The sequence below is a fragment of the Pseudomonas sp. 10(2024) genome, assembly GCF_045164175.1.
Lineage (GTDB): Bacteria > Pseudomonadota > Gammaproteobacteria > Pseudomonadales > Pseudomonadaceae > Aquipseudomonas > Aquipseudomonas alloputida.
Genome location: NZ_CP174006.1, coordinates 1,442,429 through 1,459,405, shown reverse-complemented (window position 1 = coordinate 1,459,405; position 16,977 = coordinate 1,442,429). Strand labels below are relative to the sequence as shown.

Here is a 16,977-nt window from a genome sequence, read left to right as displayed (position 1 = left end):
GTGTTTGCCTCACTGGACCATGGCGGAAGCGTTGTTCCAGTCGTTCACGTACTTTTGGGAGACCTCGGGGGTCCAGCTGAAATCGATACCGGCGTTGGGGAATTCCTTGGCCAGCACGGCGCCGAACGACACGCGGTCGGCACAGTGGTCCTGCTTGCAGGCCTCGGGTTCACCGGCGCTGTAGGCACGGTAGGTAGGCACGGCGCGGCCGTCGTCCAGCGGGTAGTACGGCGTGGCGTTGGCCACCTGGGTCACGTACCAGCCTTCGCTGTATTCCTCGTCCGCAACCAGGCGGCCGTTGCTCGGGAAGTCGATGCTGTAGAAGTCACCTTTCTTGCCGGTGACGTGCACCATCATCGGCACTACGCTGGCCGAGGTCGCAGGGTTTTGCTGCTCCAGTGGCGAAGCGAAGCGCACCTTGATACCGGCCATCTGCGCCAACGCCTCGGTTTCGCGCCCCTTGAAGTCGCTCATGCCGTCCTGCAACTGCTGGTAACGCTCCAGCACACGGGTGTGCACGCGGGCCAGTTCCTGTTGGCGCTGACGCTGCTCACGCACACGCTGCTGCTCACGCTGTACCGCCCAGTTGGCACCGTCGCGCACATCGAAGAACAGGCCTTGGCGGTTGATGCCGATGCGATTGCGGGTGATCTTCTGCGCGTCGTTGCCCCAGATGTTGTTCGAGATCGCCGACAGGTCTTTGACGATGAACAGGTTGGCCACATCGGTGGTGGTCGGCGAGGTGGTCTTGATCAGGTCGAAGATTTCCAGCGCAGCTTCCTTGTACTTGGTCGCGTCCAGGGCAAACGACTCGTCCGGGGTGACCGCGACGTAGTAAGGGTCGCTGCTGAACGGGCGGAGCACGCCGTAGCTGGAGCGGGTGAACGTCAGGTACACCTTCATCTGCCGGCCGGGGATCTCACCAACCAGGAACGCGGCCTGGTCAGCTTGCGGCGTGAGATAAGAAACGGCCTTGTCCTTTACCGCAGGCTCAAGGTTCTTGTTGAAGATCAAACCACTCGCGTGAGCATAAACGCGGGTCCAGTTATCACCCCGGTAGGTACCCACAGCCTTCCAGCTGATTTTGTCGAAGCTGCCTTCACCAAAGCCGGACGCTGGGCACGGCATGGCCGGGGTGGTGCCGAACGACAGGGTGTCGCCATCGCCGATGATCGAGGTACTGAGCACCCATTTGCAGCCGGTGCCGTCCGTTACCTGCATCAGGTTGCGGTTTTCCAGGACCACCGAGCGACCGAAGTCCGAAGTGGGGGCTGCGGCGACTGCTGTGGCAGGTGCCGGGACGGGCGACACAACAGGGGCTGCTGCCGGGGCTTCGGGGGTTGGGGCTGGCTCTGCAGCTACGGCTGGCGCCGGCGCGGGGGCCGGAGCGGGTTTTGCCTGCGCAGGTGCGGCTTCGACCACTGCCGGCGCCGCTGCAGCAGCAGGGGCTTGGGCTGGGGCCGGAGCAGGTGTCGGTGTCGGTGCAGCAGCAGCCGGTGCTTCTGGCTGCGCAGGTGCCGGAGCGGGTGCATCTGCTGCAGCCGGTGCCGGGGCGGCAGTGGCAGGCGCAGCAGCCAGGGTCACCAGCCCCAGGTTGCTGGCATTGCCCGAGCCGCTGGCGTACAGGTTGCCCTTGGCATCGACCGCCTTCCAGCTCACCTTGGCGGTCGAGCAGTCCTTGGCGAACACGAACGGCAGCTTGGTCAGCAGGCCCGCCAGCAGTTCCTGGTTATCCCAGGCCGGGCGGGTAATGGTCAGGTCGACCTGGGGTTTGCACCAGGTGGTGGCATCCCCGGGCACTTCGACCTTGATGTTGTCTTTCTTGGAAAAGGCCAGCTCGTGGGCGAACGCCTGCGGTACCAGACCACAAGCGCCGATCACAGCCAGCGCGAGCGCGTGCTTTTTCATGGAGTTCCTCAGATCAGTTCCCAGGTGCCGTTGGCTTGTTTGCAGAAGGTGTTCTGCTCTTGTTCGGTCTGGCCGCTTTGCGATTTCAGGCTGACGGTGACCGGCCGGCAGGCCGCTTCGGCGGCAACTGTCTGGGTCGGCAGCGACTGCACCGAGTCCAGGTCGAAGCCTTGGGTTTCCTTGCTGGCGGCAACGTCCAGCTCGTCCAGGTTGACGGCTGGCGTTACGCGCTTGGCGACCGCTTGTGCCTTGGGCTCGACGTAGTTCTTGTGCACGTAGCCCACGGTCACGCCCTTGCGCCCGACCAGGACCCAGTCACCGGTGGAGCCCACGGCAGTGAATTCGGTGTGGTTCTTCAGGCTGCCGACCTTCTCGCCAGCTTGGCTAGGCGCGGCGCGCACGTTGAGGTTGTCGCTGATGGTCACATACGGCTCGTTGATCAGCTTCATCGACGGCACCGCCTGGATCTTCGGCGCGCGCTTGACCTCGACCTGCTTGGTCTTGGTGTATTCCTTGCCCGGCACGATCTGCGCGGTGGCGCCAGAGTGGTCGGACTTCCAGGTCACAGGCTGGGCGCTGGCGGTGGTCTGTTGCTGGCTCAGCACTTCCTGGGTGCGCAGCGCCAGGGCTTGCTGGTCTTTTTCATCGAGCATGTGGCCGATGCGGTTGCCCACGTAGGCGCCAATGCCACCTGCGATCAGCGCGGCGGCGATCTTGCCGTTGCCACTGCCCATGGTCGAGCCGATGGCCACACCGGCCAGGCCACCGATCACGGTGCCCGCTTGCTCTTTGCTGATCCCGAGCTGTGCACAGGCCGTGGTAGAGGCGATGGCGACCGCCAGAAGGGACGCGACGAATTTCTTACGCAAGTGGAGCACTCCATTTTCGGTGGGGCGCACAGCCGCGTACCGCAGCCAATGGTTGGCGGCAGCATTCGAGTTTGTGCGGGGTTTTCAGAAAGTGTGCAGCACTGGCCGCAGACGACAATTCAGCCGTCCAGCGAGGGGCGCAGGGGGAGACCAGTACGGCGCAAAGCATCCAACGAATCCATGTCAGGAAGAGTTCATCGCCCAGCGCGCGTAATCATTACGGCGTGTGGCCTGGGCGTGAGTGGCGTATCAGAGGGCCGCATTGTAGCCCAAGGTGCCATTGGCAGTTCAAGACAAAATGTTGCAGGAAGCCTGTCTGATTGATTAGTAGAAATCCGTCCTACAACTTGTACTCAGAATTATCCCCTTCCTTGTAGGGCGTTTCCCAAACATACTGCCAACCCGCTCAAACGGTTGCGACGGATTCGGTCGCGCTCTAGTCTCGGCTCGTCGTTGCAAAATCAACGGCCGGCTTTGACAGGCCGACGATTTTCCGCACACGTGCACTGTTTATGGCGGCTGTACGTGGGGCACCTTCGTGTGCGCCGAGTTACTCCGGGATCCTCGGTCTGTCAACCCATGTACAGCTGCCACCCTCTTGTTTGACAGCAAGCTTGCGGCAGCTCCAATGATCCTGGAGATGTTTATGCGCAAGATGGTCCCTGATCCACCCCTCGATACCACCCAGTTCCTGCAAGACACCCTGGTCCAGTCCTCAGAGTACGTACTCTGCGCCCTGTCCGTGGCCCGTCAATCCGTGCAACTCAAACCCACCGCCCACAGCTCGATCGTGATGCAGGCCGTGATCCATGAAATGGAAGCGGTACAGGGGCTGGTCGAATCGGCGTTGATGCAGTTGCAGATGCGGCCGCATTTACCCACAGAGCCTCACACCTTGCATTAGCAGGTCAGGCCTCTTCGCGGGCACGCCCGCTCCCACAGGGTCATCACAGCCGTCACGCACTGCACAGTACCTGTGGGAGCGGGCGAGCCCGCGAAGAGGCCAGCCCAGGCAACCCAGAATCCAGGGAAACAAAACAATGCCCACCGACAACACAAAAGAACCCACCACAGTCGGCAAGACCTGCTTCTACCAAGGCGAAAACAACACCCACCCGCTGTTCCGCATCGAACCCGGCATCCCCTGCCAGGACGCCCGCGAACAGGCATCCGAACTGATGGGTTACGTGCGCGACCTGATCATCACCGGCCTGATGGACGGCGACCAGAAACTGATCTGGGCCTCGCATTACCTGAGCGCGATGGCCAAGGCGCTGCTGGATGATGCTGAGTTGGGGATGATGAAAAAGTAAGGCGCAACGAAAAAGCCCCCGAAAGCTTTCGCTTCCAGGGGCTTGATCTTGTATGGCGGAGAGATAGGGATTTGAACCCTAGGTACTGTTGCCAGTACAACGGATTTCGAATCCGTTTTCGACCTCATATTTTTTTAAGATGTTTTTTGTAAAACTCAATAGAATCAGTTGCTTAAACGCAGTGTGACACAACAGCATTCCACACCATTCGGGGGATTCATTCCCCCAAAATTCCCCCACGCTCGAAGCGCTGGAAAGCCGCCTAGCTGAGTGATATCGTTCCGCCACTTCGAGATGCCGGGCAAGGGGTAACCCTTTTCCGCAAACGACCAGTTGGACCGCTGCCGCCAGCCAATCTGGCAAAACCCCATCATGTAGCTGGGGAAAACGGAAATAGGCAGCGAAGTCTGAACCTCCCCGCCAACTGCTACATGAGACCGGGAGAAACAGCTGAGGAGGACGTGCCTATGGGCATTTCTGAAAAAGCTGGTTCAGCAGCGTTGCACCTTCGCCTTCCGGCGTTCGGCAGCCTTTGCGGCACGTTCTTTTTCGTGCTGGGCTTTGAGCCAGTGACCGCAGTAGCGCTGGCTTTGGTCTCTGCCGTAATCCTGGCCAAGGTCTAATGCTAGGCATACCCCGCCTGCGGGCGGGGTGGCCGATCCTCATCATCGGCAGTTGACTATATCCCATGCCTACTAAAGAACAACTTGAGAAAGCGCAAGCAATCTCCACTATATTTGCAACTATCGCCGTCCCAATTATCGTAGCGGTTTTCGGATGGGTGCTCCAGTCGCAAACATCAGCAGACGCAGTCAAAAAAGACTATGTTCAGATGGCGGTAAACATTCTCAACTCAGAAAAATCTGACGAAGAAATGCGAGGCTGGGCGGTAGCAGTACTGGACCGCAGTTCTCCAGTGCCTTTTACGAGAGACATGAAGGACAGTATAAGGAGGGGTGAATCATTCATAGCTCCAGTTTTCCAACTCCCCCCCAGCATTCTCATGGAGCCACCGGAGAGCTTAAAGCCTCTGAAAGAGGAAAAGCCAACTCTACGCGACTTGATGATTAACACCGTCGAGAACTACAGTATCTGCAAGAAAAACTCATTGAAACTTGAATCTCTTCAAGAACTTCTGCGTAAATACGAAGAGATATACAATGGCAAAAACAAAGACAAGACAAATAGCTGACTCAGTTGCGCAACGCATCATAAGATGCTTCGCATGTCAGTCCCGCAATTCGGGCACGATCATAAGCTTTCGCGAGCTCTCCCGCTCGAGCATCAGCCCGTGTGAGCAGATCGGAGAGCACCATCGGGGATTAGATGGCTGCTTTGCATCTGGTGATAGAGGCTGCACGAGTGGCAGAATGCCACTTGCAAGACCCACAGTCATCATGGAGTAACGTTATGCTTGGAGCTGAATTTTTTGAAGCCGCATACCATGACCTGGCCAGTAGATACGCAGGCCTGACACGCGATGTCTACCTTGTGCCGCCTGAAAAGATGAATGAAGGAACCGATCTGCTGGACCTATGCGGGGTTCATTACGACGAAAAGCTTTACTTCAACGACGACACTGCTGATCTGAAAAATTATGGCATGGAAGGCGCTGGCGGGGTCACCGTAAATTTCCTCCTAGATGGCAGGGGCCGAAGCGCTATATTCATCAACGAAAACTGCTTACCCCCTGATTCACATGAGGGCGCGGTTTGGCTCTGGAAATATAACTCTCTTCACCACGAGTTGATGCATGCTCTAGACTTCAGCAAGCAGAAGAATTTCAACACTTCGCAGCGGACGATGGACCTGGTGGGCGCGGAGGTGTTTGCAGACCAAAAGACTTTGCTACACCTCAAGAGCTTGAGCGCCAACGGGTTCATGAGAATTGCGCTGCAGCAATATGCCCGCAACGTCAAAACAATGGGGCAGAAAGGTGGAATAAGAGCTGATATTTACAATCGACTCACGAGAAGGGTGGACGAAAAGTCTATAGATTACTGGGCTTCAATGGAATTCTAGCGTTCAAGCCGGCGATCAACGACAAGTTGACACTGCTGCCTCTAACAGCTTTTCATATCCGACCCTCTGCCGACGCTCAGCGAGAAGCGCCCGCACCTTCACCTCAAGGCTGTCGGTCTTGCGCAGGCCGGCCGCTGCCCAAGGTGGTACCGCTACATCTGGCGCACGGCACGGCACCTGCACAGGCACCTCGACGCGCACGTATTGGACCTGCGGCGCCACCTCCCTTGCACACCCGGCCAGCGCCAGCACCAGCCCGCTCCCATAGGCGAAGCCACGGATTACGCGGCGGGCAGTCTTGAAAAGACCCATTCCGCTCCCACAGGTGTGCGAGTTCAGCCCCAGCCTCATAGGTCTAGCTCCTTGTCGATGATCGAGGTGGCCGCCACACATTGGTCGCCGCCGGTACGCTCTTGCTGCAGCCGATTCGCCGCGGCGTAGTCGATGCCTGCGCTGGACTTGGCCTCGCCCACCGCTTTCTCTGCCCCTGCCTGGCGTGCGTTCGCGGCCAGGGTCAGGTCGCCCAGAGCCTTGCCCTGCTCCTGCGCCAGGCCTGCCAGGTTGTCGCGAGCGGCCGCGCACTGGGCAGATATGTTCTGCTGATCGTCGAGTAGAGGTCGGAAGTGCCCGGTGGCCGCCCAGGTGCCCCCCATCACGCCGATCAGAATCAGCAGGCCGGCGCCCGCAAGCCGCGTCACCCAGTCGCTCACGCCGCCCCCAGGAACAGATCTCGCTCAGCGGCCCGCCGGCGGACCAGGCCGTCCAGCACCTTACCGCCAGCCTTGTTCCAACGAGGGAACTGCTCGGCAGCGGCTGCGTAGTTGCCCGCATTGAGCAGCCGGCGGAGCGTGGACGATTCGAGATTGGCTGCGCCCAGGTTATAGGTGAAGCTCATCAGGGCGTCCCACTGGTTTTGGTTCAGCGGTGCTGTTACCAGGCGCTGCACCTCTGGCTCAAACCGCTGCACGTCGTTCAGCAGCATGCGCTCCGCCTGCTCCTTGCTGATCTTCATCCCGGCCTTAACGCCCCGGGTGGTGCCGTAGCCGATGGTCCAGACGCCTACTGAATCCTGATAGGCCTGCAGGCGCAGGCCTTCGAACGACTTGATGAGGCTCAAGCCGCGTTGCGATGTCCTCATAGGGTTACTCCAGGTACAGGAAAGCCCGCGCATGGCGGGCTGCATGAATTCAGGCGCAAAAAAACCGCTCAAGGCGGTCGTGTGAAATGATCAGGCTTAGACGGTAATCCCGCGTCTCGCGGCATAGGCCCGCAGGTCAGCTACGGTGGTCTGAATTTCCGTCTCGGTGAGGGCAACGCTATGCCCTTGGAACGCAGCAACGTCACATGCGCCGAGAAGGTTGGTCTGACCGCTACCGATCCTGATCTTGCCAGTCGCCAGCCGTCGCGGCAGCGATGCCGAGGTCGTTTGGGTCAGCCCGCTGGTGAAGTCACGCATGACAACAGCCGTAGGGGTAACCTGGATCATGTACAGGCCCCACAGGTTCGCCACCGCCGGTTTGGTCACGCCAGCCAGGACGTTGGTGTTGGTTCCGGCGTCCGAGCCATAACCTGCAGTTGCGGTGATGCGGTTCAAGGCCGAGAGGTAAATGCTCACACCGTAAGCAGCGCCGCCATCACCGGCCTGGCCTTGATAGTTACCCAGGAACATGGGGCGATCAGCCACCACCGAACCGTCTGCGGCTGTCCTGGCGATGACGAACATCGTCATGGACTCGGTCTCGGACATAGCAGTTTCGATGAGATTCACCGTGCCCTTGCAGCTCAAGTAAGCCGCTTGAGGGACTGGGGCCCCCACCACTTTGCTCTGCGCCTTGCCCGGGGCGAAATTCCGCGCAGCCTTGGTCAGGCTGGTGTTCAAGAAATGCACCGCCTCAAGCCCTCGCCGTACAGGCGCGGCGTACTCAGTTGCCACACTCTCGGCATCAACGCCCTTTGCAACCAATCGGACACCCATTGTTAACTCCTTAAAACCCAGTACTACGGTTGAACTCAAACATCACACAGGCGTTGTGCAATGCGAACGTGTTGCCAAGCGGGGACTGAACCTGGTCGTACAGGCCGTGTGTGTCCCGCAGGTTGCCCCGGGCACCGGTGGCTGGGCCGGATGCCTTTGGATCGGTAGGTCGGCCTCGCCCGTAGCTCAATGTGCTGTCCGGGGCGGCGGCGCGCGAAAGCGAGATGCGAACAGTATCGAAAGCCGTAACGCTGACCGAGCTGATGAGATCGGTGACCAGGATTCCGTTCTCGCGAATGTCGAAGCCGAAGTTCGCCGTCAACGCGGCCAGAGCGTTATCCAGGACCAGCTCCCCACGAGGAACATGGAACTTGATGTCGATAGCCTGGGATTTCCAATCGACACTAACGGGCTCCAACGGCCGCCATTTTCCAGAGCGGCGAACCATCGTTTCGTACATGGCGCGCGATCGATACTCGCCAAGCAGCCAGGAGGCCTCGTTGGTGAGGTGCAGCACGTCCTCGACAGTCGGGAAGATGTAAGCCGGCGCTGCAAGCACCACGTCAGGCCGTTTCCTGCTCAAGCGCCACTGGGCCAGTGCGATGCTCATGTTGTCCAGGTCGTACTTTCTGTGAGCCGCTACCTGATAAGTGAAGAGGTACGGTCGGAACTTCTGTCCGGTTATGCCGACGATTTCCCTGGTCATCCCATCGAAGATCGCCATCATGTACTCAGCGTACTGGTACGCCGACTTGGTGGAGACTGTGGTGGTGTAGTTGCTTTCACCCTGGTCCCAGGTGTACGCCCACACCGAGTAGGTCTTACCCAGCTTCGTTGCAGCGGCCAGGCCATCACGAACCGTTTGGATGGTTTTCTCGTAATAGCCTTCACCAAGGGGGGCGGCTGACAACTGCTCAACCGACCGGCCGCCGCGGCCGGTGGCGGCCCCAACCATGATCCAGTCAGCCTCCGATTCACCATCAGCTACAGCACGGCGGACCAGGCCGTTACACAGGGCTGACACAGGCGTTTCGCCCTCATCACCAAAGTCCGACTCAACCAACGGAGCAAAGGTGTCAGGGGTATAGCCAGGGTCACCAGGTCTCGATTTCACACCGCTGGCCATCATGACGTTCTGATATTCCTGAACGGTCGAGATGGCAGGCTTTGCAAAATACCCGCGAGCAAGCGACTGACCATAGCCCAGGACCTGCTTGAAGTAGGTCCGGATCTGTTGATCCAGCAGTGCCTCAGCAATCGGTGTCAGCGTGCCCTGAGCCGCAGGCAGCCCAAAGTAGGCGGTACCGGGCGCAATCCGACCGACAATGAAGCGGTTCTCGTCAGAGAACTCGATGCCTTCCTCTTCCGTGGGCTGGAAAGTCAGGCCGTTCACGAAGCTGCTCATGGAGCCGAAACGAGCGACGATAAAGCCGTTAGGGTCGCTCACTTCTAGGCCGTCACCATTGTTCCTCAACTGGCCGCCGAGCAGATCAAGTGTGCCGTCGCGAAGCAAGCGCATCAGGATGTAACGGAACTCATCTTCGAAGCTAAAGGCATCGGATTCTTCCGCCTCGATCTGCCGGATCACGTCCTGCACCTCGGACAGCGCCTGCGATGAGGGGTAGCGCTTCTTCTCTACAGCGACCCCGGCCTCATTTCGGTAAAGGATCAGGTAGTCCGAGGCGTCAGCGGCCAACACACTGAAATACCCTCCGGACACGGTGCCAGCGAGACCAAGCGCAGTGCTGGTGTAGATGAGCGCTCCACTCATCTGCGTCGAAAGATCGGCCAACACCTTGGCGTTGGTCGGCCGCAGGGTTCCGCCGCCAACGTCCACCATCTTGATCTCTTCCGACAAGAGCAACTCATTTGTCGTGTCGATCGTTTGTGTCAAGCGTGCGAGATCTTCTGCTCCGCTCATGTTTACTCCAGGCGAAAAAAAGCCCACCGAAGTGGGCAGAGAATTAGGTAGCCGTGGCGCCTGGCCACGACTTGGTGTACCAGCGCTCCAGCAAGGCTCGCAGCTGGGCCGTCATTACCGTGATCGACATACCGGCGAGCAGCGAGGTGAACTCTGCCTCGTCAACGATGGGCAGTTCGAACAGCTCCAGCTCTGCGGTGTAGCGCCAGAGGTCGACACCCACTAGCTCCGGCACCACTGGCGTATCCGTGAACCGAGCCCGGGTCGGCTGCAGGCCCAGCGGTGTTTTGAGCGGACAGAGAAACCAGTCCGCCCACTTGATTCCCCACTTGCGCCAACCGTCGAACAGCTTTGCCTCGGTGGCCGTGAACATCCAAGAGACGTTCACCAGGGTGGGAACCGTCCGGTAGCGCCGGCGCTGCATTGCTCTGCCGGTAACCAGAGGCGTTCGCTCGATGGGGCTCACCGGTGCGAACCCATAGCCCTCGCGCAACGGCAGCGGAAGGTTGTCAGGTATCGAATGCATCAGGCCCTTCCTCAGGTCGGTGCAAAGTTGTCATCGTCGGCATAGACCCGCGCGTCATAGTTCACGGCCTCGACATCGGCGGTGAAGTCATTCGGCTTGATGGATTCGATCAGGATCGGGTAGCTCCAGCGGGTGGTCGTGCCGAACTGCAGGTGCGGCGGCTCGATGTCCCACGACAGATCCGGAACGAAGTCGAGCTGGGGAACCGTCAGCCTGGTCTCGTCGACCCGGGTTGCCGGCCATGGGCCGCTTAGCGTGCCATCTGGGCGGCGAAGGCCCACAACGTGGTTGGCCCCCTCCTCCCACGGCAGCGGCTCCGAACTCTCCAACAGGGTCAGGTCATTGCCCTCCTGAAGGTCGATCAGCAATGAGCTCTGCCCGTATCCAGGTATGTCGTCGGAGGCGGCGCAGTAGCTCTTGTACCGGCTGTTCATCGCGGCGAGCTCCGTAGAGAACGTATAGCCGTGACGTTGGTACTTGTACCGCCGCCGCTGCCGCATCCCGATCCGCCAAGCCCGATCCCGGTTAATCACCCCTCTCAGCGTGATCTTCTCTGTCTTCAGTCCTTGGTCACCAGGTAGACGGCACTTCACTGTTTCCTTCTGCCAGGTGTCCTCGTCCATGTACTCGACATCTACCCCGTCGTAATCGTCTGGCCGCACCGTGGTGAACTTACGGACCAGTCTCGCCACCATGCTCTGCGGCGTGTACAGGTGCTCGTACACCGACCGAGGTTCGTCACGCACTGGGCGTATCAGCCCACGGTCTATGGTCAACTCAGCAAAGCCGGCCATCAGCGCAGTGTTTAGCGCCTCAAGCACCGTTTCCTGGCCATTCACCTCAAGGTCGAATTTGTCACCACGCGCCCGCCAAATCGCATCCAGGCGGTCCAGTTCGGCCAGGTCAAGGTCGTCGTCGGTATAACCAATGCTGCGAGCGACGTGAGCGAGCCACGGTACGATGTCCCTGGTGGGCGTTTCGACAGCCCAAGCACCTCCGCTGCGCACCGGCAGCACCCGGGTTGGCCGGACCGAGACCATCGTCTGGGATTGAGCAGAAAGCCGGTTGCTGCCCTTGATGTAAACCACCATGACCGTGACGCCTTCATAGCGGCGCGGCGCTCGCTCGATTCTGGCGCGCAGGCCATACCACTGCACGCGGTCCTGCTTGTTGGAGCTGGTCGACTCCTCGCCGATCCTACGCACGCGCACTTCCGGGCGCATGAAGGTTGGCAGCGAAATTTTGCGGGTGTAGCCCATCTGGTCCGGTGATGTGGCTGTGTACGTCGTAGTCACGGATGTCCAATCACCCGCTGTCGCGATGTCGCGGTACTGGATCTCGACCTTGACGCTGACCTGGCGTGGGTTGCCGTTCTTGTCCGTGTAACGGATCAGCCCCTGCGGGAAGAAGAAGTCCACCTCAAGCCGACGGGTGACCTCACCATCAGGCAGCGCGGCGATGGGGCCGGACCAATCGCCCTCGGTGGTCGAACCATCAAGGACGATGTTCACATCGTTGGTTTCGATAGGGTCGAATCCTTCCCATTCGTCATGCACGGCGCCGGTGTCAGTCAAGCGTGCGACGGTGATGGCGGACGGCCCGTGCGCTTCGTTTTCCGGAGTGTCCTCGTCATCCTCCTCGGAGTCGTCGGCAACCGCTGTGATGCGATACCGAAGGTCGCGGTAGCCGATGGTCGATAGCAACTCCCCGACCTGCAGGCCGATAACCGGCGCACCTCCGTCGTATGCCAGGGTCATCTTCGCGAACTGGCCATCAGTCGCAGCTTCCGACTTGGTGCCGGTTACGAACACCGGACTGGCCCCGAAAATGTCCGAAGTCGTTCCAGTAAGGCCCAGCCCAACGCCGCTGAATGGCGCGGTCTGCTCGGCAATACGCAGCAGACCAGCAGAAGCACTGGCCACCAGCGGCGTACCAGCCAATGCGCTATTCACCGCCGACACCAAGCCGGCCAGGTTGGTGGTGGCCGTGTTCAGCGTCACGGGAAACGTGCTCGCGCCGCGACTCACGGTGAAGCTCAGCGGCACAACATCGAAGTTGAAGCGGTTCGGCGCTGCGCTGCCGGTCACCATGGAAGCACTACCAGGCACTTCCGGAGTGCCTGGCACCTCCGGGTCGTAGGTGGCCACGACATACTCGCCGGCGTTGGCACCGGTGATCTCGATCTTCATGCCAACAAAGGGCAACAGCATAGGCAGGTGCTTGCCGATGATCACCGTGGCGCTACCATCGGCGGGCGCGGTGAAGGTGTACGAGTAAGGCACCTCAATGCGAGCAATCATGCCGGCCGCCCAGCCGGCCGGGAACCACCCTGCCCCCTCCGGAACTGTGATCACAAAGTCACTCGCCTGAACGGCACTGCCAGAGAACTGCTGCTGCACTGCAACTGTGGTAGTCAGCGTGAGCCCGGCATTGCCGGTGTTGGTCGCCCCAACCTCGGTTGCGCTATGCCACCACTGGGCGGCTGTCTCGCTGGCCAAGTCTTCGCCAGGGCCATAAATCGCGTAGCTGGCGGTACCGCCAAGGGAAGCGATCGGCGTGTCACCGACCAGAATATTGCTGGGCAACACCTGATATTTGCCCCTGCCGATGCACAACAGCAATTCCGCCCATTGCTCGTTGGGATCACCGAAGTATCGATGAACCGGCGCCAGCAGGTCCGGGAACCGTTTCGGCGAGCCTGCCAGTTCTGGGATCACATCATTCAGTGCGGGCAGGTTACCCTTCACCGTCGACAGGTTCAGCTCCTTCGAGCTCCGGTTCTGCATGTTGGGCGTGGCCGGCTTAACCGGGTCGAAAGGGTTGCCCAGGCCAAACAGCTTGGCCAGCGGGCCAGGCTTGAAGATGGTCTTGAGAGAGCTGCCCTTTGGCTCGATGTAGATTGCCACCTGGTCATCCGGCCCAACCTCAGTTTCACACCAGGCGGACGGCACAACCAGTTCGCCGTTCACCAGGATGCTGATCGGCGGTACCGGCCTTGGCTCGTAACCCTTGACCTTGGCCTTCAGCCACGCCTCGAGGGTAGTGGCCTGCTCCAACGGATGGCGCTCAAGCGGCCCGCCTTCAAGCTTGCTCGGGAAGATCTCGATCACGATGGTATTTGACCTTTGGGTAGGATCGCTCGAAGTCGATCAAGCGCATGTTGGTTACCCCTGCAACGGGGTTGGTCTCGAAGACCCGCAACTCGCCGTCAATCAGGACGACGACACCGACGTGTGTGCACAGCCCACCATGAATCACGGCGGCAATTGCCCCAGGAACTGGTGGCCCAACTGGCATCAGGTCGGAGTACTTGGCATAGGCCTTGGCGGATGAGCGAAGGTCCCGGCGGTCGATTGGCCCGAAAGAAGGCAGAGGCGGCAGGCCGAGCACTTCCTCGCGGATAGCCAGGACCAGGCCCCAGCAGTCGAGCAGATATCGGCCGCCCACGACCTCACCCCGCGCCCCGTCTTCATACGTCGCGGTGAAATATTTGTCGTACATGGCTACTGGTAGGTCAGTGCTGGAGCGAAATCGGTGGTGTAGCGGAACCTGTTCCACATCATGTTGATCAGGTCGTAATAGCCGGCCTCGATCTGGATCGTAGGTCCATCCATGGTCCCGCCGAACGATGTCATCCGGTATGGCCTGTCAGCAGGCTCGCCGGGGATGCTGTACAGGTACTCGCGGTAAACGATGGTGACCCTGGCCTCGGCTTCGAGTGATGCATCGATCAGCTGCTGCGCTTCGCCCGTTACGTTGTCGATAACGAAGGTCAGCGTCTGTGCACCACTGTTGTCCTTGGCTGGCAACGCCACGTCGATGGCCGAGGCCAGGAACGTGACTGTTTTGCCGGCCTCGGTCGTTGCCCGGAAGTCTTCGAAGTCCTGCACCAGGTAAAGCGTCTTGTCCCAGGCAGGGCAGGAAATCTCCAGCGTTGGAACTATGTCATCCCCACCCGAGGCGTAAACAACTTCAAGCGCCGTCATTTCGGGTCCCTCCTCAAGCCGTAGGCCGCCCCGGCGGCACGACTGACCTTGCCTGTACCGCGGGCGAACCCACTGGCGATCCTGTCCTCAGCTGCATCAAGGATCACTGCCAGTTCGCCCTCGGACATTTCGCGACGCGCCCGCACCGGCGGGCCATTGTTGATGATCTTCAGAGCCCCAGGCTGATTCGAGTTTTTCGCCACGCTATCCAATGTGCGGTCAAGCTTCGCGCTGGTTTCGGCGGTGGTAACCCGTTCGCCCTTCTTCAGGTTCCAGGTGCCATCAGCCGGCACGTAATCGATGCCGTCGTGCGCCTGGCCATCCAGCGAGGCGCCAACAGCGGACATGAGCACACCAGCGGCGCCGGCGGCGGCGATTGCAGCACCAGGTGCAATCGCTGGACCCACGAAGGGAACGCCGATCATGGAAACGAAGGCGTTCAGGGCAGCCATGGCTACCTGCGCGGCGGCAAAGGATAGAAGCGCGTTGCCCATGGATTGAATGAACGTTGAGGCAAAGCCCTCGACATCGAGCTTTCCAGTCTCGGCCCACTCGGTGACAGCATCCGTCAGGTTGGCCAAGGTATCGGCGCCGACCTGCTGCATGCTGCCGTAAAGGTCCATCGCGGCTTCGGCCTGGGTGGCAAAGCCGCTGAGGAAGCCGGCCGTACCGTTGAGCTGAAGTTTGTCGATGTCCTCGTAGTACTTCTCCTGCATGGCCCGACGCTCTTCCAGCGCATCATTGAGAATTTTCGTCTCGCGCTCATACGCCGAATCCGAAACGTCGCCGGCTTCGTGCCGCTGCCGTAAATCCTCAAGCTGGTCCTGGTAGTCCTGCTCGATCGCCAGCAGATCCAGCGCCCGCTGCTTCATCTCGTCGCTGCTATAGGCGTTCAGCAATGGCGCGTCCAGAGCGCGCTGGTCGATGTCCAGTTGCCGCTTCACGCTTGCGCCAAACTCGCTGACCGCCTTGTCATCCTCCTTGGCCTGCTTCAGCTTTTTCAGCTGGTCCAGCTCGGCTGCCAGGCCTTTCAAACGCTCCTGCTGCTTGGCGCTCAGGCCCGTGAGGTTGCCCGACTCCAGTTCGAACTGAAGCTTGGCGACCTCGGTGGCCTCCTTGCGCTTGTCGGTTTCGGTGTTGATCAGGGCGATCTGCCGCTTGTAGCCCTCTTCGGCAGTGTCGAACTGGCCCTGCAGCTTCTTGGCTGCTGCTTCGGCTGCTTTGGCGGCTTCCTGCTGGGCCGGCGTGATAGCTGTGAAGTTTCCTGACTGACCTTTTCTCATCTGTTCGAGGAGATCGGCCAGCTCTTTAACCTGGTTCGTTGGACCCTGGCCAGGCTCTTCATCGAATGACGCCATCAGGTCCCCATACCCTACGGCGAGATCCCCCATTTGGGCCTTCGCATCGTTGATCGTCTTGCCCATGGCGTCGACGTTCTTGAATGCGTTGTAAATCCTCACCGGAGGCAGGTATCGATCCCACCACTTAGCGCCCTCACCGCCAACCATGGCGTTATCGACATCAGATAGCGTCTTGAGCCCAACGCCAAGTAGATGGATGCCAGCTACCGTGCCGACAGCAAACTTGCCAAGTGCACGCAGGCTGGCGGCCAGGTCATCCGATACACGCTTGGCCAAAACGCCATTTATGGTCGCATCGTTCAACCTAGTGGCGAAATTCGCTAGCGTTGGCAGCATTGCGCTCGTCAGTTGATTAGCGAGACCGCTGACGGACTGATCAACTAACCAGTTCGCCGCTCGAAGCTCTTGAGCCGCCCGGATGGTCTTCTCATCCATAACTGACCCAGCAGCCTCGGCAGCATCGCCAAACCGCTTGAACCCCTCGGAATTGTTCCGGAGAAGGGGAAGCAATGCGGTGGCATCGCTGGCTAGCGCTTCGAGGTAAAAAGTCATGTCGGACTGACTGACCTTTGCCTTTTCTAGGCTGGATACATAAAGCCCCAGCGCCTGACTACCGCTGAGGTTTCGGAACTGTTCGGCAGTAACCCCTACCTTCGGAGCGATCTGCTCGAAGAAGTCAGCCATTCCCCCGCCGCCGGTGTTAAGAAAATCACCAACTTTGTCATTCACGTCTTTGAGAATGTCGGAAAGCTTGTCTTGCTCAATTCCAACAGTCTTGGCGCCCACTGCCAGCCTTTGGAAGTCAGTGGTACTAACGTTCGCCACAGCGGCCAAATTGGCTATTTCAGAAGCGGAATTTACCGCTGAAATGGTCATCGCCGTTATGGCAGTAATACCCGTAGCGAGCCCGGCACCTATTGCCGTACCTACAGCTTTAGCATTTTTCTCAACTTGCTTTCGCCATTTCTCCGAGGTGCGCTCAGCCTTATCCATGCCGGCTACGAAGCCGCCGACTTGCGCAATGACATCAAGAGTCAAAGTGCCTAGAGATCTTGATGCCATTACTTTCTCCGGACATTAAAAAACCCGCCGATTG

The 16,977-nt window shown here is 59.7% G+C and carries 17 protein-coding genes and 1 pseudogene; 5 read left to right on the top strand and 13 right to left on the bottom strand.

All coding sequences use genetic code 11. From position 1 onward, the window contains the following. Window positions 1–9: 9 nt before the first annotated feature. On the bottom strand, window positions 10–1,908 hold the full coding sequence (locus ACI7M0_RS06710; protein ID WP_129971918.1) for a hypothetical protein: 1,899 nt from the start codon (window positions 1,906–1,908) through the stop codon (window positions 10–12). 8 nt (window positions 1,909–1,916) lie between these two features. Beyond that, window positions 1,917–2,777, bottom strand: a complete 861-nt coding sequence (locus ACI7M0_RS06705) for an SH3 domain-containing protein (protein ID WP_129933958.1) — start codon at window positions 2,775–2,777, stop codon at window positions 1,917–1,919. Window positions 2,778–3,423: 646 nt separating this feature from the next. Between ACI7M0_RS06705 and ACI7M0_RS06700 the strand changes: the two genes are divergently transcribed. The 4 genes from ACI7M0_RS06700 (at window position 3,424) to ACI7M0_RS06685 (ending at window position 5,282) form a co-directional block, all read left to right on the top strand. Next, window positions 3,424–3,681 (top strand): hypothetical protein, encoded by a 258-nt coding sequence (locus ACI7M0_RS06700; RefSeq protein WP_054889139.1) that lies wholly within the window; start codon window positions 3,424–3,426, stop codon window positions 3,679–3,681. A gap of 136 nt (window positions 3,682–3,817) precedes the next feature. After that, window positions 3,818–4,090: a DUF3077 domain-containing protein gene (locus ACI7M0_RS06695; protein ID WP_014590008.1), complete on the top strand. Its 273-nt coding sequence runs from the start codon at window positions 3,818–3,820 to the stop codon at window positions 4,088–4,090. 467 nt (window positions 4,091–4,557) lie between these two features. After that, window positions 4,558–4,713, top strand: a complete 156-nt coding sequence (locus tag ACI7M0_RS06690) for a hypothetical protein (protein ID WP_165367001.1) — start codon at window positions 4,558–4,560, stop codon at window positions 4,711–4,713. A gap of 65 nt (window positions 4,714–4,778) precedes the next feature. After that, window positions 4,779–5,282 (top strand): hypothetical protein, encoded by a 504-nt coding sequence (locus ACI7M0_RS06685; protein ID WP_129933957.1) that lies wholly within the window; start codon window positions 4,779–4,781, stop codon window positions 5,280–5,282. A gap of 1 nt (window position 5,283) precedes the next feature. On the opposite strand, the pseudogene ACI7M0_RS06680 reads toward ACI7M0_RS06685, so the two are convergent. Beyond that, a pseudogene (locus ACI7M0_RS06680) lies at window positions 5,284–5,406 on the bottom strand (DUF2514 family protein); the annotation flags it as partial. Between the two features lie 94 nt (window positions 5,407–5,500). Here ACI7M0_RS06680 and ACI7M0_RS06675 point away from each other — a divergent pair. Beyond that, window positions 5,501–6,112: a hypothetical protein gene (locus ACI7M0_RS06675; protein WP_129933956.1), complete on the top strand. Its 612-nt coding sequence runs from the start codon at window positions 5,501–5,503 to the stop codon at window positions 6,110–6,112. A gap of 15 nt (window positions 6,113–6,127) precedes the next feature. On the opposite strand, the gene ACI7M0_RS06670 is transcribed toward ACI7M0_RS06675, so the two are convergent. The 10 genes from ACI7M0_RS06670 to ACI7M0_RS06625 all read right to left on the bottom strand — a co-directional run bounded on the left by ACI7M0_RS06670 (window position 6,128) and on the right by ACI7M0_RS06625 (window position 16,943). Then, the gene (locus ACI7M0_RS06670; RefSeq protein ID WP_256658294.1) at window positions 6,128–6,424 is read right to left on the bottom strand and encodes a hypothetical protein; all 297 of its coding nucleotides are present in this window, start codon (window positions 6,422–6,424) and stop codon (window positions 6,128–6,130) included. A gap of 35 nt (window positions 6,425–6,459) precedes the next feature. Beyond that, window positions 6,460–6,765, bottom strand: coding sequence for a hypothetical protein (locus ACI7M0_RS06665; RefSeq protein WP_371920370.1), 306 nt, complete (start codon window positions 6,763–6,765; stop codon window positions 6,460–6,462). A gap of 53 nt (window positions 6,766–6,818) precedes the next feature. Next, window positions 6,819–7,250, bottom strand: coding sequence for a lysozyme (locus ACI7M0_RS06660; RefSeq protein WP_129933953.1), 432 nt, complete (start codon window positions 7,248–7,250; stop codon window positions 6,819–6,821). A gap of 96 nt (window positions 7,251–7,346) precedes the next feature. Beyond that, window positions 7,347–8,087 carry a hypothetical protein gene (locus ACI7M0_RS06655; RefSeq protein WP_405314560.1) on the bottom strand — a complete coding sequence of 247 codons (741 nt, stop codon included), beginning with the start codon at window positions 8,085–8,087 and terminating at the stop codon, window positions 7,347–7,349. Window positions 8,088–8,097: 10 nt separating this feature from the next. Next, window positions 8,098–10,008 carry a hypothetical protein gene (locus ACI7M0_RS06650; protein WP_405314559.1) on the bottom strand — a complete coding sequence of 637 codons (1,911 nt, stop codon included), beginning with the start codon at window positions 10,006–10,008 and terminating at the stop codon, window positions 8,098–8,100. A gap of 43 nt (window positions 10,009–10,051) precedes the next feature. Continuing rightward, entirely contained in the window at window positions 10,052–10,534 is a 483-nt protein-coding gene (locus ACI7M0_RS06645; RefSeq protein ID WP_129932366.1) for a hypothetical protein, read from the bottom strand. An 11-nt stretch (window positions 10,535–10,545) separates the two neighbouring features. After that, window positions 10,546–13,644, bottom strand: a complete 3,099-nt coding sequence (locus tag ACI7M0_RS06640) for a host specificity factor TipJ family phage tail protein (RefSeq protein WP_129932367.1) — start codon at window positions 13,642–13,644, stop codon at window positions 10,546–10,548. After that, window positions 13,616–14,035 carry a hypothetical protein gene (locus tag ACI7M0_RS06635; RefSeq protein ID WP_129932368.1) on the bottom strand — a complete coding sequence of 140 codons (420 nt, stop codon included), beginning with the start codon at window positions 14,033–14,035 and terminating at the stop codon, window positions 13,616–13,618. The genes ACI7M0_RS06640 and ACI7M0_RS06635 overlap by 29 nt, the downstream gene beginning before the upstream one ends. Window positions 14,036–14,037: 2 nt before the next feature. Continuing rightward, window positions 14,038–14,520, bottom strand: a complete 483-nt coding sequence (locus tag ACI7M0_RS06630) for a DUF1833 family protein (RefSeq protein ID WP_129932369.1) — start codon at window positions 14,518–14,520, stop codon at window positions 14,038–14,040. Next, window positions 14,517–16,943: a phage tail tape measure C-terminal domain-containing protein gene (locus ACI7M0_RS06625; RefSeq protein WP_129932370.1), complete on the bottom strand. Its 2,427-nt coding sequence runs from the start codon at window positions 16,941–16,943 to the stop codon at window positions 14,517–14,519. The genes ACI7M0_RS06630 and ACI7M0_RS06625 overlap by 4 nt, the downstream gene beginning before the upstream one ends. Window positions 16,944–16,977 lie beyond the last annotated feature (34 nt).